The sequence below is a fragment of the Planctobacterium marinum genome (genome assembly GCF_020687805.1).
In the GTDB taxonomy this organism is placed as follows: Bacteria; Pseudomonadota; Gammaproteobacteria; order Enterobacterales; family Alteromonadaceae; genus Planctobacterium; species Planctobacterium marinum.
Genome location: NZ_JAJEWQ010000001.1, coordinates 796,126 through 816,612, shown reverse-complemented (window position 1 = coordinate 816,612; position 20,487 = coordinate 796,126). Strand labels below are relative to the sequence as shown.

Here is a 20,487-nt window from a genome sequence, read left to right as displayed (position 1 = left end):
TTTAACTGTGTGTCCGGCGCTGTCTTTTAGTGGCTATAGTGGCAAAGCCCAGGGTCACTATTGTGAATAACCACAATGGCATGTCGCCCCAATAGCGATACGCTGTCATGCCGGATACTTTATGCAATGCTACCTCTAAGGTGGCGCTGCTAAATTGTGGAGCCTGAGCGATCACTTTGCCGTGATGATCAACATATGCTGTTATACCATTATTGGTGGCACGAATAAGGGGCAGGCCAAATTCGGCGGCACGCACCTGGGCGATTTCCAGATGTTGTGCCGGGCCATGGGAGTCACCAAACCAGGCATCGTTGCTTACGGTTAGTAGAAAATCTGATTTTTGTCTCAGGTTCGCCTGGATTTGTCTGGGGAAAGCAATTTCAAAACATATCGCTGCCACAAAATGGTGGCCATTGACCAGCAGATTGGGTTGTTCATAAGCACCGCGACTAAAAGATGACATGGGCAAATCAAAGATGGGAGCGAGTCCGCGCAGCCAGTCTTCCATCGGGATAAATTCACCAACCGGTAACAGATGATGTTTACTGTAACGGTTCTGATGAAAGTACTGGTATTCAGGGCCGGTTGCGTCTTGTGCCGCTTTGCCCAGTACAATCAGGTTATTGAACGCTTCATAGGTTTCAAAATTGTAATTCACAATACCGGTGATCAAGCCGGTATTGGTTTCAAAGGCGAGCTGGTCTAGTTCCTGTAAATATCGGGTTGCAAGGGGTTCCAGTTTCGGAATAGCGGCCTCTGGCCATAAAATTACATCGTTGTGCCACAGGTTTTCACTGAGCGCCAGGTACTTTTGCATCGTTGGTTCGTCCTGTTCGGGTACCCAACGAAGCTCTTGTTTAATGTTGCCCTGAGCCATGGCGATATTGACCACCTCGGGCTGTTTTTCTGTGAATGTAAACGAAGACGCCAGCAACGTACTCAGGGTCAGAAACAGCAGACTGACGGCAATGGGTTTGGCTTTTTGTTGCTTAGTCTGGTGAGATGGAGCGACTAACTTACCAAGCAGGCACCCGGTAACTAACAGCAGAGCACTGACTCCGGTTTCCCCGATGACCGGGTACCAGCCAGCCAGTGGACTGGTGGATTGGGTATAACCCAATGAGAGCCAGGGAAACCCGGTTAAAAACCAACTGCGCAACCACTCAAACAGGAACCAACACGCGGTGATCACTAAAATCTGATATTTCGTCGGGCTAAATTTTTGCGACAGCCACAATGCCCCGGCCGGAAAGAGCGACAGGTAGGCTACCAACAGTGCCATAAGGGCCAGCGAACCTAAGAGGGGCAAGCCTCCAAAGTTGGCAATACTGACATGTACCCAACTGATCCCCGCACCAAACCAGCCTAAACCAAAGAAAAAGCCCGATTTAAAGCCTGATAATGCGTACCTGAAATGCAAAAAGAAAATCAGCGGTAGGCTGATGAAGGGGATAAACCACAGTGAAAACGGGGCATAAGCAAAGGTCATTGCTATGCCCGATAAAAGGATCAGAAGATAGTGAAATGAATGTTGTTTAAGCACTGGCGAGATGGTTCGCTGGTACTCTGGGCAGGGTGACCTTGAGTTGAATGAGTCGTCTGCCGTCAGCGTTATTCACCTTAAATTCAATATCATTGATCACGATGGATTCATCTTTGGAAGGCATGTGACCAAAACTATTGAGTACGATGCCACCGATAGTATCGGCCTGTTCTTCGTCAAATTCAGTATTAAAATAGCGGTTAAAGTCATCAACAGCGGTCAATGCTTTTACTGAATACGTATAGGTATTCAGAGCTTTGATGTCTTCGGTCTCTTCATCGTCAGCATCGTGTTCATCTTCGATTTCACCGACAATGAGTTCCAGAATATCTTCAATGGTAACCAGGCCAGATACGCCGCCATATTCATCGATGACAATGGCCATATGATAGCGATGCTGACGAAACTCGCGCAACAGGACATCCACCCGTTTGCTTTCCGGCACGATAACCACCGGACGCAGAATATCTTTAAGTTCGAACTGTTGTACTTCGCCGAAGGCATATTTGAGCAGGTCTTTTGCTAACAGAATACCTTCTACATGATCTTTGTTTTCTGACACTACCGGAAAGCGCGAGTGGGCGGTTTCCAGCACTAGAGGTAAGAATTCAGACACTGTCTGGTTGATATCAATAGTGACCATTTGCGCTCTTGGGATCATAATATCCCTGACACGCATTTCCGCCACCTCCAGGACACCGTGTATCATTTCCCGGGTACCCGGATCGATCACTTCCTGCAATTCAGCTTCGTTGATAACTTCAACCAGTTCTTCCCGACTTTTGGGCTCTCCTGTGAAGGTTTGAATGATTTTTTCTAACCAACTCTTACCAGAAGAACCGTTCGTAGAGTGTGGGTTGTCGTCGTTACTCATGAGTTTGACATAATTCCTTTGTTGGCAAGCGCCCTATAATTCATGATCAATATAGGGGTCGTCAATACCTAAACTGTTTAAAATTTGAACTTCAAGGCTTTCCATCTGTTCCGCCTCTTCGTCGTTTATATGGTCATAGCCCAATAAATGCAAGGTGCCATGCACCAACATATGTGCCCAATGGGCGGCTAAGGTTTTATTTTGTTGTTCGGCCTCTGTTGCGACGACCGACTGACATACCACTAAATCCCCCAGAAGCGGCAAATTTAATCCCGGAGGTTGTTCAAATGGAAAGGACAATACATTGGTGGGTTTGTCTTTGCCTCTGTAAGCACTGTTTAGTTCCTGGCTTTCCGTTTCATCCACCACCCGAATGGTGATTTCCAGTGCTTCACCGGCTGGAAAGTCGGCGAGTATTTGGGCTGGCACGGCTGCCAGGGCCCGGTTAACCCAGGATTCAAATTGACTAATGATATCTTCAGACAGGGGGGGGGTGGTGGCCAGCTGAATATCAATCTCTGTGCTCAACCGGCCGTTATCCGCGTTTGCGGTCATGACTGTTCGCCTGTTTGATTATCCACCGAATTCAGGCGTTCCAGCCTGGCCAATTCTTTCTTTTCTTTTTGTATCCGCGCTTCTTCCTGCTCGAATTTGTCATAGGCCTGCACAATTCTGGCCACTACCGGGTGACGCACCACGTCGCTGGCCGTGAAGAAGTTTAGCGAAATGTCGTCGACTTCTTTAAGCACTTCGATAGCATGGCGCAAGCCGGAGCGCACGCCGCGGGGCAGGTCGATTTGAGTAATGTCTCCGGTAACCACGGCTTTGGAATTGAACCCGATACGGGTCAAAAACATTTTCATTTGCTCTACGGTGGTGTTTTGGCTTTCATCCAAAATGATAAACGCATCGTTGAGCGTGCGGCCGCGCATGTAGGCCAGTGGTGCCACTTCTATGACATTGCGTTCAATTAACTTTTCGACTTTTTCAAAACCCAGCATTTCAAACAAGGCGTCGTATAAGGGGCGTAAATAGGGGTCCACTTTCTGTGACAGATCCCCGGGTAAAAATCCCAGCTTTTCTCCCGCTTCAACCGCCGGACGTGTCAGCAATATGCGGCGCACTTCTTGTCTTTCCAGGGCTTCAACTGCACAAGCCACCGCAAGATAGGTTTTACCTGTACCGGCCGGACCAATACCAAAAGTGATGTCGTGTTGAAATACGTTCATCAGGTATTGTGACTGATTGGGATTGCGCGGTTTTATAACGCCACGTTTGGTTTTAATATGAACTTCTTTACCCCAGCCGGCATCGCTTTTTTGTTCCATGATGCCGCAGGCCTGAATGGCGAGGTGCACCTGCTCAGGCTCTATCTCCGGCAACTCGCCTTTGACAGGTTGGGTTTCGACGTACAAATTTTTCAGCAGCGTCAGAGTGGCTTCTACAATGCTGTCTTTTCCAACGACTTTAAAACTGGTGTTGTTGTAGCTGATTTCCACGCCCAGGCGCTTTTCAATTTGTTTGATGTTGTCATCAAAAGGGCCACATAAACTGGACAAACGTCGGTTGTCTATGGGCTCCAGGGTAATACTTTTAGTAACTAGTAATGAACTACTCAATGGCTTATCTGTGATTAATGTGGTTGAAATTGGGTAACACCCAGATTGTCTGTCTTATCCTGTCGAGTTTCCAGGATACTTTCGGGCGTAGTGGCAATTCTCAGGTTCATTTGATTTTCAGTGCGGATAACGTTGCCGCGTAACGAGTTTGCGAAGACGTCGGTGATATCGATATCAACAAATTTGCCCACCATATCCGGTGTTCCTTCGAAGTTAACTACCCGGTTGTTTTCGGTACGACCTGAGAGCTCCATGATGTTCTTTTTAGAGGGGCCTTCGACTAATACCCGCTGTACCGTGCCCACCATATTTCTGGCGATGCGTTGTGCCTGTTGGCTGATGCGTTGTTGTAACAAGTGCAAACGCTGTTTTTTCACTTCTTCACTGACGTCATCTGGTACGTCGGCTGCCGGTGTACCCGGTCTGGCACTGTAGATAAAACTGAAACTCAAATCAAAATCAATGGCCTGAATCAGGTTCATAGTATCTTCAAAATCTTTGTCACTTTCGCCAGGAAATCCGATGATAAAATCTGATGACATACTCAGATTAGGACGGATTTTCTTAAGACGTCTGATTTTAGATTTGTATTCAATGGCCGTATGGCCGCGCTTCATCATTGCGAGGATGTGATCTGAACCGCTTTGTACCGGCAAATGCAGATGATCCACTAATTCCGGGATAGTTTCGTAAGCATCAATGATGTCGTCTGTAAACTCCACCGGATGCGACGTGGTGTAGCGGATACGGTCGATTCCATCGATAGCAGCCACTAAATGCAGTAATTCGGCAAACCGGCAAATGCTGCCATCGTAATGTTCACCGCGAAAGGCATTCACGTTTTGTCCTAACAAATTGACTTCACGCACGCCTTGCTCGGCCAGTTGCGCAATTTCAAAAATTACATCGTCGACCGGGCGTGAAACCTCTTCGCCGCGGGTATAGGGTACAACGCAGAAACTGCAATACTTTGAGCAGCCTTCCATGATGGAAACAAACGCCGTAGGGCCTTCAGCCCGTGGTTCAGGTAACCGGTCAAACTTTTCTATTTCAGGAAAGCTGATGTCAACCACGGCTTTTTCACCGGCCTGAATTTGCGAAATCATTTCCGGTAAACGGTGCAAGGTTTGTGGACCAAAGACAATGTCTACATAAGGCGCGCGTTGGCGAATGGCATCGCCTTCCTGAGAAGCTACACAGCCACCAACACCGATAACCAGTTCCGGCTTTTTGGTCTTAAGGTTTTTCCAGCGGCCCAACTGATGAAATACCTTTTCCTGCGCTTTTTCGCGAATCGAACAGGTATTCAGCAAAATGACGTCAGCGTCCTCTGCTTCTTCAGCAAGGGAATAACCATGGGTGCTATCCAGTAAGTCAGCCATTTTTTCCGAATCATATTCGTTCATTTGGCAGCCCCATGTTTTGATAAACAGCTTTTTACTCATGCACTCTTGCTCAATTCTTAAACTTGTTCGAAAAATTCGCTCTTTTGGGGCAAGTATACCCGAAAAAAGGGCGCGTATTTTATAGCCTATTGACGTCAGTTTCCAGATATTTAATAACAATGCTCATCCCGTTGAATATTCAATGCAATGGGTATACCGCCATTTAAGTCTACGCGAGGGTCAGCGGGTTGAGATCCTTCGATTGGATAGCCCGTCTATTTGCTGATTTGGCAACAAAATATTCAGCGATCCTGGCTTTGTATCCTGGAAGTGAAAGCCCGGGTATATTTTTACATACTCAGTTATTGATAGTGTGAAGTAATTCCCAAAACCACCAAAGAACTTTAAATGTGCAGTTGAAATGTTCGATATCTGTTCTAAATTTGGAATTATTGCAGAGCAGATAAAAGCGTGTTTTAACCTTTGCAAAAAATCTACCCCGCAAAGGTAAATATACGCCAATCAAGGTTGCGATTTAACCAGGCTGTTTGATGGCTCTGTCCCGGTGTCAAAGGAATTTTCAGCGACTGATAGCATGACCCAGTCCTTCGGGAAACTTGTGTAGTTTCGTACAGAACCCTGTCTGAGGAGCAATTAGTAATGACAGACGACAAAGGCCCCAAAAAGCAAAAAGTTGAATCAAAAATTGAAAAACTGGAAGACCGTATCGCCCCGGGTGGTATCGGTGGTTTAGTTGGTGATCTGGGTATTGAATCTAATGATGCACCACCACCTGGCGATGAAGGGGGCCCCCATTCCGGTGGCGAAGAACATCCCCCAGGCGGTGAAGAAGGCGGACCGCCCCCCGGTGATGAAAGCGGTGGTAATACAGTTACTCATCCTGATGGCACCGTTGAAACCTACAATGACGATGGCTCAGGTAGCGTTGTATATCCTGATGGTGCCACTGAAACCTGGGATGGCCAGGGTGGTGGTAGCTGGGATGATGGACAAGGCAATACCAGTCAGTGGAGTGCCGATGGCTCGGGTAGTTGGTCATCTGCGGATGGCAGTAGTGGCTATCACAACGCTGATGGTTCCGGTGGCTATTCTAATTCTGATGGTAGTTATGGCGCTTACAGTGCGGATGGCTCCTACAGCCATACCGAAGCAGACGGCACTACGTATCAGGGTAACGCCGACGGTTCAGGTTCAATTACCTATCCTGACGGCACATCAGAAGCCTGGGATGCTCAGGGTAATCCGGTAGGAGAGAGCCCCGACGGTGGTGGTGAAGAGCCGCCCCATGATGGCGGTGCGGAGCAACCGCAGGAAGGCAGCGAAAGTGGTACGGTTACTCATCCGGATGGCACAGTGGAAACCTGGAATGAAGATGGTTCAGGTAGCACAGTGTATCCCGATGGTGCCACCGAAACCTGGGATGGCCAGGGTGGTGGTAGCTGGGATGATGGTCAGGGCAATACCAGTCAGTGGAGTGCCGATGGCTCGGGTAGCTGGTCATCTGCAGATGGCAGCAGTGGTTATTACAATGCCGATGGCTCAGGCGGCTACACCAATGCCGATGGCAGTTCCGGATCCTACAATGCTGATGGTTCCGGCAATCACACTGAAGCAGATGGGACAGCCTACACCTGGAACGCCGACGGTTCAGGTGGCGTAGAATACGCGGACGGCTCTTCTGAGTCCTGGGATGGTCAGGGCGGCGGTAGCTGGGACGATGGTCAGGGTAATTCATCAACCTGGGCGGCTGACGGCTCAGGCTCCTGGACTTCAGCTGATGGCAGCAGCGGTTATCACAATGCTGATGGTTCCGGTGGTTATTCTAATTCTGATGGCAGTTACGGTAATTATGGTGCCGATGGTTCATACAGCCATACTGAAGCAGATGGCACCAGTTACCAACAAAATGCCGATGGTTCTGGCAGCATTACCTATCCCGATGGTTCCGTGGATGAGTGGGATTCTCAAGGTAATCCGGTAGGTGAACCAGCAGGTGGAGAGCAACCGCAAGACGGTGGTGAGTATCCTGAAGGTGGCGGTGAAACTGGCGAATCCGGAACGGTAACGCATCCGGATGGCACAGTTGAAACCTGGAATGAAGATGGCTCAGGTAGCATGGTTTACCCCGATGGCTCCAGCGAAACCTGGGATGGTCTGGGCGGAGGTACCTGGGATGATGGCCAGGGGAATACCTGTCAGTGGAGTGCTGACGGTGCCGGAAGTTGGACGTCTTCGGATGGCAGCAGTGGTTACTACAATGCTGATGGTTCTGGTGGCTACTCAAATTCAGACGGTAGCTATGGCAACTGGAATGCGGACGGTTCCGGAAATCACGTCGAAGCCGATGGGACTTCTTACCAGTACAATGCCGATGGTTCCGGCTCAGTGACCTATCCTGATGGTACTGTTGACGCGTGGGACTCGCAGGGTAATCCGGTAGGAGAAAGCGGTGATCAAACCCAGGGTAGTGGCTCTGGTGGTGAATATGACGGCACTGCCGGAGAAGGCGGCCATGATGGTACCGCAGGTGAGCATGGTGATGATGGCTCTCACCCAAATCCTGATGTGGTAGACGAGCAGGTGCTTGACGATGGCACAACCGTATTAACTTATGCCGATGGTGCTATTGAGACTTTCAATCCTGATGGCTCCGGTAGCATGGTGTTCCCCGATGGTTCTACAGAAACCTGGGATGGTCAGGGCGGCGGAACCTGGGATGACGGACAAGGCAATTCCTATACCTGGAGTGCCGATGGCTCTGGCTCCTGGACAGCATCCGACGGTAGCAGTGGCTACTGCAACGCCGATGGCTCCGGAGGTTATACCAACAGTGACGGCAGTCATGGTAGCTATGCTTCTGATGGGTCTTATACCCATACAGAGAGTGATGGCACCGTGTACCAACAAAACGCCGATGGCTCAGGCAGTATCACCTATCCTGATGGTACAACTGAATCCTGGGGCAGTGACGGCACGACCAGCGGCGGTCATGAGCCTGGTGGACCGGAAGATGATGGTGATGACGAATGGATGGAGCCCGGCAGTGAAATGGAAGACCACGGCGAAGTGGTGGATGAGCAATTCAACGAAGATGGCTCAGGAACAGTAACCTATGCCGATGGTACGGTGGAAACCTGGAATGCCGATGGCTCAGGTAGTATCAACTACGCTGATGGCGGCACGGAAACCTGGGATGGTCAGGGTGGCGGTAGCTTCGATGACGGTCAGGGTAACAGTTGTCAATGGAGCGCAGATGGTTCCGGTAGCTGGACCTCAGCTGACGGAAGCAGTGGTTATTTTAATGCTGACGGGTCGGGCGGTTACAGCAATGCCGACGGTAGTTATGGTAACTGGAATGCCGATGGCTCGGGTACTCATACCGATGCTGATGGTACTGTCTGGACGATGAACAGTGATGGCTCTGGCAGTGTCATTTATCCGGATGGAACATCAGAAACCTGGGATGCCGGAGAAGCACCCTACCCGGAAGAGGGCGGGGATGGTGAACCTATGGATGACGGCGGAATACACGGAACTGTACCTCCGGACCCCAATGGCTATGTCAATGAGTTTATCTTGCCATTGTTCGAAGGAGGGAGTGATCCGGCTGAGTGGGGACTTGACTACGATGCGGACGGCCCAACCAGTTGGACCCTGCCGATTGACATGGGCGATGTAGACCTTGCCAGTAGCACCTTTGTTATCTCTGGTGAGATGGTAGGTGAATGGGAAGGTGGTATTCCACCGGAAGCAACGGGTCCTGATGCGGATGGTAATTACATCATTCAAAGCTGGCCTTTAGCAGAAGTAATAGATAACGGTGATGGTACTGTCACCTTAGTTTTTGACCTTGATGAAACGCCTTAACCGGCAAATTATTAACTATCGGAGAATATAATTATGGCAACAGTAACTAAAGCTGACCGTGTAAAGCAAAGAGCCCTCGCCGCCGTTGCAGGTGCGAAAGTGCAAGGCTATAAATTGGCTGCCAAAGCGCAGACAGCAAAAGCCAGAGCACGCTCTAACTAATATTTGTTGGGTTTCGGGGCGGGCACATTGCCCGCCTTTTTTGTTTCAGCTACCGGGATGTTGGTCATTGTCTGCAATCAAAACACAGACTTTGCGTAATCTCAGCGAACAAAAGGAAACTAATACTATTTTATTAGTCTTTTTATGGTTATATCGTTCTATACTTAAACGGCGATAACAGAAGAGGTGTGACGGGAACTATTGATGGTGAACCGGACTGTAAGGCAAACTGCAAACACAGCCAGCAAAGAAGTCGGCGAATTAAAACGAAAAATTAAAATACTTTCCACGTCCCGGAAATTGACTCACGAGTTCATCGGACAGGCTCATGGGGTCAAACACCTGATGCAAATTGTGTTTGATCGTATTCTCAATGCCCTGGATGCAGAAGCAGGCTCCCTGTGGATCAAAGACGAAAACATTAAAAAAAATGTCTGTCACCTGGCTGAAGGGCCGGTTAAAGATGAAGTGATTGGCTTAAAGTTAGATTTTGGTTTGGGCATTGTCGGAACCGTTATTGAAACACAAAAATCCAAAATCATTCTCAATTGTGCCAAAAGCAAAGAGTTCACCCAAACTGTTGATCAAAAAACCGGATTTGTTACCCGCTCTATGATTTGCGTTCCCTTGATCATTGATGATGAAGCTTATGGAGCCATTCAAATCGTGAATAAAAAACACGGTGTCGACGGGCAGTTCGATACCCACGATTGTGAATTAGTTAAAGACCTTGCCATCAGTGCCGCGATTTCCATGAAAAATGCACGCCTGATGGAAATGGAAAGCAAGGTAAAAGAAATGAACGCCCTGATGAGCATTTCCAACGAAGTAGTTTCAACCCTGGATGTTGATCAGGTACTTAATCTGGTAGTGAACAGAACCAATGAGCTGGTGGATATCGCTTACGGAGCCATTGCCCTGGTGGATGACGACGGCGAATTGAGCCTAAATGTAATTTCCGGTGGTCAGAAGGTGGATCTCAAAGCGCCCAGGCAACTGGCCATGCTGGCGCTGATGAAGCAGGTACAAAACCTGCAACGTTCAGTGTATGTCGCCGAGCGGGAGCGGTACCTCCACAGTCAAAAAGGCAAAATCAATGACTGGGTCAAATACCTGAATCAATATGATGTTAAAAGCCTGTGGACCGTGGCGCTGCGCGATGAAGAGGGCGTATTGGGGGTGTTGTGGTTTGAAAGCAATATTGCCAATTTTGCCAATGCCGGTAAAGGCGATTTGCTGCACATTATGGCTTCGCAAGCCACTGTGGCGTTGCGCAACGCCAGTTTATTTAAAAGCATCACCAAACGAAAATCCCTGTCCGGCCTGAAAGAAAGTGGCCTTAAATGGTTTAAAAGTAAAGGCAAACGTGCCGCGATTGTAATGGGCACAGTCGTCACCCTGTTACTGAGTTTTCACTTTTTACCCGTTTTGCGGTGGGTGGCAGCACCCACCACCGTTGAAACGCAACTGGGGCAGGGAATATTTACCCCGGTAGATGGCCGAATTAGCCGTATCCTGGTGCAGGAAGGGCAACCAGTCGCAGCCGGAGATGTTGTTGCCGAATTAGACACCACCGCTGTGAGGCTGGCATTGATTGAAGCCCAGGCGCAACTGGCTATCGCGGAGCGACAGATTGTCGAGGCCCGGGCTGAAAAAGACAGTTTTGCTTTGTCAAATGCCATGATTCAGCGCGAATCTACGCTGGCGAAAGTCACCAAACTACAACGAGATTTAACAAATACCGCGATTCTGGCCCCAATTTCTGGCGTAGTCCTCAATACCAATATTGGCGAGTTGCAGGGGCGACATTTTGCGACCGGCACAGAGATTTTTCGCATCGCCAATCCGGATAAATTTAGACTGGTAGTTCACGTTGCTGAAGAAGACATTATGGATGTCAAAATCCATCAGGAAGTTCGCGCGGTGTTGAGGGCTCGGCCGGGTGAATACGTGTACGGCAAAGTCTTACATGTGGGGCGCTCCTATGATGTGCCTACCACTATTTTGGAAGGCGAAGAAGAAGTTGATACCAGTGAGCTGAAAACCGGCTTTGTCGCTGAAATACTGATAACTGAAGCCGATTATCGGGTGTTACCCGGCATGACCGGACAGGCGTTGATTTATACACCGGATACCTCGGTTGTAGAGCGTTACTGGCGTCGGGTGCGCAATTTCTTTGTGTTTACCCTGGGGTTATAAGTTTTGAGCGTGATCCCCGCACCATTGCGAGACGAAGTCAAAGTGCGGCGCTTTGTGCAGCAGGGCGATGTGAGTTTTGTGGTTAAAGAACCTGATAAACAGGAGTACTACCGATTCAGCATACCACAAATGGAGCTTATCAGGTTATTTGACGGGGTACATGATTTGACGGCCATAGTGGAGCGCTTCAATCGCGAGTCACAACGCTACGAATACGATACGGAAACGGCTGAGTCGGTGTATCACGCCTGTAAGGATTATCAAATCCTGAAACGCAGTAAACAGGAAGAAAACGTCGCCTTATTAGAGCGTATCAGGGATGAGCGCAAAAAATCATTGTTGCAGGCTAAAGGCAGTATTTTGATGATGCGTTTTCAGCTAGTTAATCCCAACAAGTGGTTTGACAGCATCATAGATTCAATTCGATTTATGTGGTCCCCCAGAGCTTTGCAATTTCAGGCCGGATTCATTGTTCTGGCGATGTTGGTTATCCTGTTTAATGCAGAGCGATTCGCGCAGGACTTTACCCAGGTTTACCTGCAAACCCAGATCAGTGGTGTGTTTTACATCTGGATTATCGCCTTGTGTGCGATTGCATTGCACGAATGCGGCCATGGCCTGACCTGCAAGTATTACGGCGGAGATGTGCATGAGATGGGATTCTTATTACTGTGTTTTCAGCCCTGCTTATACTGCAATGTCAATGACGCCTGGCTGTTTGAAAATAAAACCCACAAAATCCAGGTGGCCCTGGCCGGTGTATGGGTCGAGCTACTGTTAGCCGCGACCGCCACCCTTATCTGGTTGCTGGTGGATATCTATAATCCGGTTGGATACATCGCTTTTGTGCTGATGACGATAGGCACCGCCAGCTCACTACTGATCAATCTCAATCCATTGCTGAAATTTGACGGTTACTACATTCTGACCGATTGGCTGGAAATGCAAAATTTGCGACAGAATGCATTGGCCTGGTTTTCATGGAATCTGAAAACTAAACTATTCAGGAGCGATGAAGAAAAACCCTTTAATCCAACACCAAGAGAAAAGCGCGTTTATTGGATTTATGGCACGTCAGTGGTGTTTTACATGACGCTGATGTTGTCATTTATTGGTTGGTTGGGTTATCAGTTTGTGTATGCTCAGTTTGGCTTCATTGCCATACTGGGATTTCTTTATCTGGTCTTTCGACTCTTAAAATCCATCACAGGAAACTGGATGATGACACTGGTGCAGTGGTGTAAACACTATGTATGGCAAGACAAAAAAAGCAAAGTAAGAACACTGCTGTTCATGTTCGTCTTTGTTGTGATAAGTGTGTGGTGGCAGCCGCGTTTAACCCTGTATTCGGAGGGCATCGTAGAGGCGCCCACTCATATTGTATACAGTCCGGCCAATGCCCTGGTAGAGCAGATAAATTATACCGAGCAGCGCCAGTTAACCCAGGCTGTGGGTGAACCCTTGCTGGTGATGACCTCACCAGAACTGTTAATTCAAAAACAAGATCTGGTAGCGCGTCGCGCAGAATTAGAGGGGCAAAAAGTCGCAGCAATGCTGGAAAATGAATCCTCAACACAGGCGCGATTGGCAATTGAACTTACCCTTATTACGGAAAAGCTGCAATCTGTTGACCAAAAGCTGCGTGATCTGACTATCGCAATTCCACAGGGGCAATGGCAGGTTGAAGGTCTGTCTCCGGAGTTATTGCAGGGCCGGTATTTTACTGAACAACAAGAAGTACTGAAGCTGCTGTCAGAAAACAGCCGCTATTTCGACGCGATAGTCGATCAGCGGGATGTCTCCTATCTGTCACCGGGACACAAGGCGAAAGTACGTCTGAATGCGCAACTGAGTCGCGTGTTTAACGCCGAAGTTCAGGTGATTTCAGCACTGGCAAAATCCGCAGGGGTGGAGCAAAAAGTACTGGTCAGAATGCGGATCACCGATTGGCAATCTGAGGATTATTTGCCGGTCGGTGTTAGCGGCGAAGCAAAAATTTATGGTGAAAACCTGCCCCTTTGGCAACACTTCATGTTTAAAATCAGGAAATTTTTTAGAGCGGATTTATGGCTGTAATCAGGCGTGTTTTTATATTTATTGGGTTGTTCACTGCACTGTCAGCGTGGGCGGAAAATCTGGCATCTGTGCATTTGCGCGGGGTGGTTGTGCCAGCGCAACAGGCGAAATTATCCGTAGCGCAACAGGGGCAGGTAACCTGGATTGCGCCTGATGGCAGTTATGTTGAAGCCGGGGCAATACTGGCGCAAATTAACGACATCAGACTCAAGGCGGAGTTAAGTCAGGCCCGCGCAATGTTTCATTCTGCCGAGGCGGAACTGGCCGCCGCACAGCATGCTCTGGAAAAAAGCCGCCGCCTGGTGAATGAGGACATTCTGTCGGATATCGCATTAACGGAAGCCGAGTTTTCTGTGCGAACCGCCGATGCGAAAGTCGCGGTAAATCGGTCCAAACTGGAATTGGCGGAACTGGCGGTGCAACAGGCAGTTTTGCTGGCCCCCTACGACGGTGTGGTAGCCAATAGTAAAATATCGGCAGGTGAATGGGCGCAGCCTGGGGATCCAATTATTGAATTCGCCTCGTTGCTGCAGTTAACTATGTCTCTGGATGTACCGCCCGAATATACCGAACTGTTACAAGAGGGAGACTCGACAGAAGTGTTGTTTAAAGGGCAGGTGATAGGTAAAGCCACCGTGAAACGTCTCTTTCCACTTTTGCAGCCCTCCAGTGGCCTCAGAAGAGTGGTGTGGGATATTCATACCACGGAAACTATGTTGATCTCTGGACGTTATGTGGAGCTAAAAGCGTGGTTTTAAAGGGCGTTAAAAATAGTGTCCTGCTGTTGGGCTTAACAGTTGGTATTGCCAATGCGGAAACGCTGGAGGTGATATTAGAGAAAGCCTTCAAACAAAACCTCGATTATCAGATTGCGCTGGAGCAGTTACAAAAAGCTCAAAACGATGAAAGCACAGCCTATGGTCAACTGTTTCCCGAACTGAGTTTAAGTGCCGCCAGAAATGAGGCGTTGTTTGACAATCAGAACGACACACTGCTAACCGATTATTCTGCGCGCCTGGAACTCAATCAGGTGTTATACGACCCGGCCGTCTGGCAGGCCTGGAAAATTAGTCAGTTAAGGACACTGAATGCCGAATTGGGGTATGTGCGGCAAAAACAGCAACTGGTTTTTACTGTAAAACAGCTATGGTTCCAACTTATCACTAATAAGGCGTTGGCTCAGGAAGCAAAAGCCTCCCTGACGCGGTTACAGCAACACCGGGAAAATGCTCAGCACCTGTATGCCAACGGCAAGATTTGGCGCAACGACTTGCTGCAGGCGGATGTTCGCGTAGCACGGGGGGAGCAAAGCGTATTGGTGGCCGCAAACACGGCCCGGCGCACAATGACTAACTTAAATATCCTGTTAAACCAAAACATACTGGTAGAAATTGAACCGGCATCGTCGGACCCTGATATTGCGTTTATGCCGGAATTAGGTGCTAGCTTACAAATAGCGATACGCAGTCGCCCCGACCTGAAACAGTTAGATTTGGCAGTTCATATTGCCAGGCGCAATAAAAACAGTGTGGCCTCGGGATATTGGCCGAAACTAACGGCCAGAGTGACGCAAAGTAACTTGTCAGATCAGTTTGATTTTGCTGGCGCAGCCCGCGACACTCAACTCAGCATCAATATGAACTGGACCCTGTGGGACAACTTTTCCACCCGCAATCAAAACCGTAATGCGTTGCATGATGTTCAAATCGCCCGCAAAAACTACATGCGTACTAAAGAGTTGGTGCAACAGGAAACTCACAATGCCTGGCTGGCCGTGCAGGAAGCGCGACAAAACATTACTGTATTGCAAAAGGCTGTTAGTCAGGCAGAAGAAAACTTCCGGGTGACGGGGATTCGATACAAAGAGCAGCTAAGTACAGCAAATGATGTCCTGGATGCGCAGGATCTGCTCACCAGTACCCGTAGTGATTTACTGGCGGCCAGGGGGGATTTCTTTATTGCTAAGGCGCAACTCAGCTTCGCTATAGGCGCAGATAACTAATCGAAATGCCGTTAAATTTGCACAAGAATTACTGCGCTTTGCTATAGTAGGGCCTCTTTATCTGTCATCGAAATTCGTATGTCCCTGAAAAAAATTAACATTGCTGAGAAGTTTTCCCTGTTTGATGATCTTTGGTCACCCAAAGTGTTAGGAGAGGCCAACCAGCAACTCATCAAAGTCGCTAAAGGGCAGGGGCGTCTGGTTTGGCACGCTCATGAACAGGAAGACGAACTGTTTATTGTTTTTAAAGGTGAGCTGAAGCTGCATTTACAACCCGAAAATGCTGAACCACAGATTGTCAGCCTGCTTCCAGGCGAAATGTTTGTTGTACCTAAAGGAATGCAACATTGTCCAGAAGCCGATGTGGAAACCCATTTTATGATGCTGGAACCAAAGTCTACTCAGCATACCGGCAGCCATCAAACCAGCCAAACCGTTGCGATAACCGAACAAAAATGGATTTAAAATATGGGTGAAAAGCAGTTTGATCTGATAGTTTTTGGCGGTGGCATGGTCGGCGCGTCTGCGGCTCTGGGGTTTGTTCGTCGCGGTTTAAAGGTCGCTATTGTTGAACCAGACAAACCTGTCTGGTCAGCATTGAAAGAAGAACCCGAAATTCGGGTTTCTGCTTTCAGTCTGGGCTCTGAACAGTTGCTCACAGAATTGGGCGCCTGGTCGCATTTGCGGGCCGGGCGATTGCAACCCTATCGCAAACTGTCAGTCTGGGAAACACCGGGTTGTGAAACCCATTTTTCAGCCGCTGATTTAGGGTTCAGTCATCTGGGATATTTATTAGAAAACCGACATTTACAATTGGCAATCCATCAGGCCCTGAGCAGCTTTGAATCACAAATAAGCTGGTTTTCATCCGGGCGAATACTGGATGCTGCGGCGGGGCAATGTCAACTGGACTCAGCGGTATGTACAGGAACCCTGGTGGTTGGTGCTGATGGCGGTAACTCTGCAGTCAGAAGAGACCTGCAGGTAGGCGAAACCGGTTGGCAATACCAACAACAGGTTTTCGCCCTCAATATCAAAACCCGCTCCCCCAGTTTGCAGCATACCTTTCAACAGTTTAGTACCGATGGCCCCATGGCCTACCTGCCACTGTTCGATCATTATGCGGCGCTGGTGTGGTATCTCCCGGCTGATAAGGTGCAAGTGCTGGCCCAAACCGACAAGCCCCAGCTTAAAAATCGAATCTTGCAAGAGTTCCCGGCGTTGCACAGTGATTTTGAGATACTTAATGTTGGCAGTTTTCCAATCCGCCGTAATCACGCTAATCACTATTTCAAAGGACGGGTGGTCTTGTGTGGAGACGCTGCTCACAGTATTAATCCGCTGGCTGGTCAGGGGGTTAACCTGGGATTTCAGGATGTCGCAGCGCTACTGGAAATTAATTTGAATGCCGACATCTCAGCGCAGTTGCAGCAATATGAAACAACACGGCGCAGGGAAAACAGTGTCATGATGACGGCAATGGATGGGTTTAATATTGCTTTTTGCAATCCCAATCCAATATTAAAGTTAATGCGTAATACCGGGTTGTTTTTGGCACAACGAAGCGGCCCTTTGAAAAAACACGCGCTCAAAAGAGCGTTGGGAGTGAAATAGTGACAGTTTTTATCATTTTGGGCTTGTTGTTTCTGGCCTTATTTGTAGTGGTGCCGCTGGTGGAAAAGCATGGCAAGCGTCACAGCCCTGAAGAATTACAAAAGATCACCCGCTGGATCTGGCCATTGGTGGGTATCATGCTGGTGTTGCAGTTAATTCGGATGGCATTTTTTTGAGGCAGGGTAGCCTGCCTCATGCCTAATATCTGTTAAACCTGATTGATCACCAGATCCCATTTTCCGTTTCGCCCTGAATTTCGCAATCGCCATTCTTGTACTCTGGTTTTTCACCGGCATCCCGCCTGGCGAAATAATGTTGGCTGATTGCTACAATCGTGGGGGTTAACATGATGATGGCGGTAATGTTGATTACTGTCATCATACCCAGCGCCATATCGGCCATCGCCCATACTTCAGGTAATGCCGCACTGGAACCCCATAAAATCATGGCCAGATAACCTGTGGTATAAACTGTACGACCAACTTTGTGATCCAGTTTGAACATGTGCAGGTTACTCTCGCCGTAGGCGTAATTGGCAACTACTGAGGTAAATGCAAACAAACTGATGGCGGCTGCGACAAAATCTGCTCCCATTCCCCCTAGGTGTGTTTCCATTGCAGACTGAGTAAGACGGATACCTTCCATCTGATCACTTTGCGAGCCACCGGCCAGCAATATAATGACTGCAGTGCAGGTACACAGCACCATAGTATCGATAAAAACGCCCAGCATTTGCACATATCCCTGCGACACCGGGTGATTGGGATTCGGCGTGGCGCCAGCTGCGGCATGAGGCACACTACCTGAGCCGGCTTCGTTAGAATATAAACCGCGTTGAATACCATTTTTAATGGCCGCGCCTAATGCACCGGCACCGGCTTCCTGCAAACCAAAGGCGGAACTGATAATATCCCAAAGTACCGCCGGGACGTGTTGAATATTGAGTAAGGTAATAGTAAGGGCAATAACCACATAACTAACGGCCATGAAAGGCACAATGTATTCGGCAAACGAAGCGATGCGTTTCAGCCCTCCCACCACGATGGCACCGGCAACCAATATGATCACCAGGCCACTATAGAAGGTCGGAATACCGTAAGCATTATTCAGTGCATCGGTTATGGTATTGGCCTGAACGGCACTGAAAATAAAACCATAACCCAGAAACAAACACAGCGAAAAAGCAATGGCTAACCAGCGTTTGTTCAGCCCCTGCTGGATATAATAGGCGGGACCACCACGGAATTCACCGTTGTCATCTTTTACTTTGTAAAGCTGTCCCAATACACTTTCAGCAAAACCGGTGGCCATGCCCAACAGCGCAATCATCCACATCCAAAATACAGAGCCAGCACCGCCCAGAGAAATGGCAACAGCGACCCCGGCCAGATTACCGGTGCCTACCCGCGCGGACAGGCTGGTACACAACGCCTGAAAAGATGAAATGCCGTTTTCACCGCCTTTTGTGCTGCCCTTCATAACAGAGAACATGTGACCAAAATGACGGAATTGCAAAAAGCCTAATTTTGCTGAAAACCAGAAACCCGCAAACACTAACATGGGAATAAGGATGGGAACGCCGCCAATGCCTGGCAAGGATATCGTATTGCCCCAGAGTACGCCGTTAATGGCGGAAACGATGTCGTTGACCAAAATATAAAGACCTTATAGTTTTTTTGGCAACAATACTGACTATTGTAGCGTCATAAGTCCAGATGAAATCGTTATTCTGCAGAAATGCGGGCATAAAAAAACGCCAGACAATGGTCTGGCGTTTTTGTATGGCTGGGGTAGCTGGATTTGAACCAACGAATGGCGGGATCAAAACCCGCTGCCTTACCGCTTGGCTATACCCCAATATTCACAAGCAAACGGCTTTGTGAATAAAAAAGGTGGCTGGGGTAGCTGGATTTGAACCAACGAATGGCGGGATCAAAACCCGCTGCCTTACCGCTTGGCTATACCCCAACAATCTATGGTGCGGAAGGAGAGACTCGAACTCTCACGCCGTGAAGCACTGGAACCTAAATCCAGCGTGTCTACCAATTTCACCACTTCCGCTAAAAAAGTTGGTGGCTAAGGCGGGACTCGAACCTGCGACCCCATCATTATGAGTGATGTGCTCTAACCAGCTGAGCTACTTAGCCGTTTACCCGACTGCTTGTCGAGTGGCGCGTATTATGCTGATCTGGATAGGGTAGGTCAACCCCTTTTTATGACAAATTTATTAACTGCTGGCGAAGTAAACAATTCGGTTAAAAAGTGAGAATTCACTGGCTAATTGTTAACCCCGTAGTCAGGTTTTTATGAACATGGCCGTTGTTTTCACGGCTATTCAGCCAGGTTTAAAAGGTTAAAATAGGCTAATTTACTTATAGTTCTAAAAAATAGGATTTAAGTGCCGAATTTATGCGATTTAAAATCGAAAAAATATAATTATTATAGTTGTCACTGGTTTAATTCTTTCAGTGAGAGCAAACAATGAAAAATGTCTTAGTAGTAAACAGCAGTATTAATGGTGAGCAAGGTAACTCGAATAAGTTAGTTCAGGACTTTTTACGTCAGCTCGGTGATGAACAACAGGTTGAGATTGAAACACTGGATTTGAGTAAGCGCAATATAGGCCATCTCAGTGCAGAGGAAATGCAATCCTGGATGACGGCCCCGGAAGAGCGCAATGATGTGCAAAAAGCGCTGGCGAGTTTGTCTGATGATTTTGTTTATCAGGTGCAACAGGCTGATGTGATTGTGCTTGGCGTACCTATGTATAACTTTGGTGTTCCATCTACATTGAAAGCCTGGATTGACCGCATTGCGCGGGCCGGGATCACTTTTCGCTACACTGAAAATGGTCCGCAGGGTTTGCTGGAAAATAAAAAAGTTTATGTGATGGCGGCAAGAGGTGGCATGTACGCGGGGACTGCTAAAGACTCACAGACCACCTATTTAAATGACTTTTTTGCCTTCGTGGGGATCACGGACGTAGAGTTTGTTTATGCTGAAGGCTTGGCAATGGGGGCTGAAACCGCCAACAGTGCGTTTGAACAGGCAAATGAAAAAATTATTGAACTAATCAATAAAACCGCTGCCTAAACTATTGCAGTTAGCAAAGCTGACATTGTTAT

General features: G+C 48.3%; 16 protein-coding genes and 4 tRNA genes. 10 read left to right on the top strand and 10 right to left on the bottom strand.

Annotated elements, in window-relative coordinates; genetic code table 11:
- Position 1: 1 nt before the first annotated feature.
- Genes lnt through miaB form a run of 5 tightly spaced genes read right to left on the bottom strand, consistent with a single transcriptional unit; the run spans position 2 to position 5,481 of the window.
- A complete protein-coding gene (gene lnt / locus LJ740_RS03735; protein WP_229527703.1) occupies positions 2–1,489 on the bottom strand; it encodes an apolipoprotein N-acyltransferase in 1,488 nt (495 codons plus the stop codon).
- 46 nt (positions 1,490–1,535) lie between these two features.
- Entirely contained in the window at positions 1,536–2,417 is an 882-nt protein-coding gene (locus LJ740_RS03730; protein ID WP_229527702.1) for an HlyC/CorC family transporter, read from the bottom strand.
- Between the two features lie 33 nt (positions 2,418–2,450).
- On the bottom strand, positions 2,451–2,972 hold the full coding sequence (gene ybeY, locus LJ740_RS03725; protein WP_229527701.1) for an rRNA maturation RNase YbeY: 522 nt from the start codon (positions 2,970–2,972) through the stop codon (positions 2,451–2,453).
- Positions 2,969–4,036: a PhoH family protein gene (locus LJ740_RS03720; protein ID WP_229527700.1), complete on the bottom strand. Its 1,068-nt coding sequence runs from the start codon at positions 4,034–4,036 to the stop codon at positions 2,969–2,971. Before LJ740_RS03720 ends, ybeY begins: the two co-directional genes overlap by 4 nt.
- A 14-nt stretch (positions 4,037–4,050) precedes the next feature.
- Positions 4,051–5,481 (bottom strand): tRNA (N6-isopentenyl adenosine(37)-C2)-methylthiotransferase MiaB, encoded by a 1,431-nt coding sequence (gene miaB / locus LJ740_RS03715; RefSeq protein ID WP_229527699.1) that lies wholly within the window; start codon positions 5,479–5,481, stop codon positions 4,051–4,053.
- A 600-nt stretch (positions 5,482–6,081) separates the two neighbouring features.
- On the opposite strand from miaB, the gene LJ740_RS03710 reads away from it, so the two are divergent.
- The 9 genes from LJ740_RS03710 (at position 6,082) to LJ740_RS03675 (ending at position 17,538) form a co-directional block, all read left to right on the top strand.
- Positions 6,082–9,309: a T-complex 10 C-terminal domain-containing protein gene (locus tag LJ740_RS03710; RefSeq protein WP_229527698.1), complete on the top strand. Its 3,228-nt coding sequence runs from the start codon at positions 6,082–6,084 to the stop codon at positions 9,307–9,309.
- A gap of 33 nt (positions 9,310–9,342) precedes the next feature.
- The gene (locus LJ740_RS23055; protein ID WP_267498129.1) at positions 9,343–9,471 is read left to right on the top strand and encodes a hypothetical protein; all 129 of its coding nucleotides are present in this window, start codon (positions 9,343–9,345) and stop codon (positions 9,469–9,471) included.
- 204 nt (positions 9,472–9,675) lie between these two features.
- Positions 9,676–11,670 carry a GAF domain-containing protein gene (locus LJ740_RS03705; RefSeq protein WP_229527697.1) on the top strand — a complete coding sequence of 665 codons (1,995 nt, stop codon included), beginning with the start codon at positions 9,676–9,678 and terminating at the stop codon, positions 11,668–11,670.
- A gap of 3 nt (positions 11,671–11,673) precedes the next feature.
- Positions 11,674–13,746: a M50 family metallopeptidase gene (locus LJ740_RS03700; RefSeq protein ID WP_229527696.1), complete on the top strand. Its 2,073-nt coding sequence runs from the start codon at positions 11,674–11,676 to the stop codon at positions 13,744–13,746.
- Positions 13,737–14,504 carry an efflux RND transporter periplasmic adaptor subunit gene (locus LJ740_RS03695; RefSeq protein ID WP_229527695.1) on the top strand — a complete coding sequence of 256 codons (768 nt, stop codon included), beginning with the start codon at positions 13,737–13,739 and terminating at the stop codon, positions 14,502–14,504. Before LJ740_RS03700 ends, LJ740_RS03695 begins: the two co-directional genes overlap by 10 nt.
- Positions 14,495–15,748: a TolC family protein gene (locus LJ740_RS03690; protein ID WP_229527694.1), complete on the top strand. Its 1,254-nt coding sequence runs from the start codon at positions 14,495–14,497 to the stop codon at positions 15,746–15,748. Before LJ740_RS03695 ends, LJ740_RS03690 begins: the two co-directional genes overlap by 10 nt.
- Before the next feature lie 78 nt (positions 15,749–15,826).
- Complete coding sequence (locus LJ740_RS03685) at positions 15,827–16,213, top strand: cupin domain-containing protein (protein ID WP_229527693.1); 387 nt, start codon at positions 15,827–15,829, stop codon at positions 16,211–16,213.
- Positions 16,214–16,216: 3 nt separating this feature from the next.
- A complete protein-coding gene (locus tag LJ740_RS03680; RefSeq protein WP_229527692.1) occupies positions 16,217–17,362 on the top strand; it encodes an FAD-dependent monooxygenase in 1,146 nt (381 codons plus the stop codon).
- Positions 17,362–17,538: a hypothetical protein gene (locus tag LJ740_RS03675; protein WP_229527691.1), complete on the top strand. Its 177-nt coding sequence runs from the start codon at positions 17,362–17,364 to the stop codon at positions 17,536–17,538. Before LJ740_RS03680 ends, LJ740_RS03675 begins: the two co-directional genes overlap by 1 nt.
- A gap of 46 nt (positions 17,539–17,584) precedes the next feature.
- On the opposite strand, the gene LJ740_RS03670 is transcribed toward LJ740_RS03675, so the two are convergent.
- The 5 genes from LJ740_RS03670 to LJ740_RS03650 form a co-directional block, all read right to left on the bottom strand.
- Positions 17,585–19,015 (bottom strand): alanine/glycine:cation symporter family protein, encoded by a 1,431-nt coding sequence (locus LJ740_RS03670; protein WP_229527690.1) that lies wholly within the window; start codon positions 19,013–19,015, stop codon positions 17,585–17,587.
- 129 nt (positions 19,016–19,144) lie between these two features.
- A tRNA-Gln gene (locus LJ740_RS03665) sits at positions 19,145–19,219 on the bottom strand.
- 36 nt (positions 19,220–19,255) lie between these two features.
- Positions 19,256–19,330: transfer RNA gene (locus LJ740_RS03660), tRNA-Gln, on the bottom strand.
- Between the two features lie 8 nt (positions 19,331–19,338).
- Positions 19,339–19,423, bottom strand: a tRNA-Leu gene (locus LJ740_RS03655).
- Positions 19,424–19,432: 9 nt separating this feature from the next.
- Positions 19,433–19,509: transfer RNA gene (locus LJ740_RS03650), tRNA-Met, on the bottom strand.
- A 334-nt stretch (positions 19,510–19,843) separates the two neighbouring features.
- Here LJ740_RS03650 and LJ740_RS03645 point away from each other — a divergent pair.
- Entirely contained in the window at positions 19,844–20,455 is a 612-nt protein-coding gene (locus LJ740_RS03645; RefSeq protein ID WP_229527689.1) for an FMN-dependent NADH-azoreductase, read from the top strand.
- Positions 20,456–20,487 lie beyond the last annotated feature (32 nt).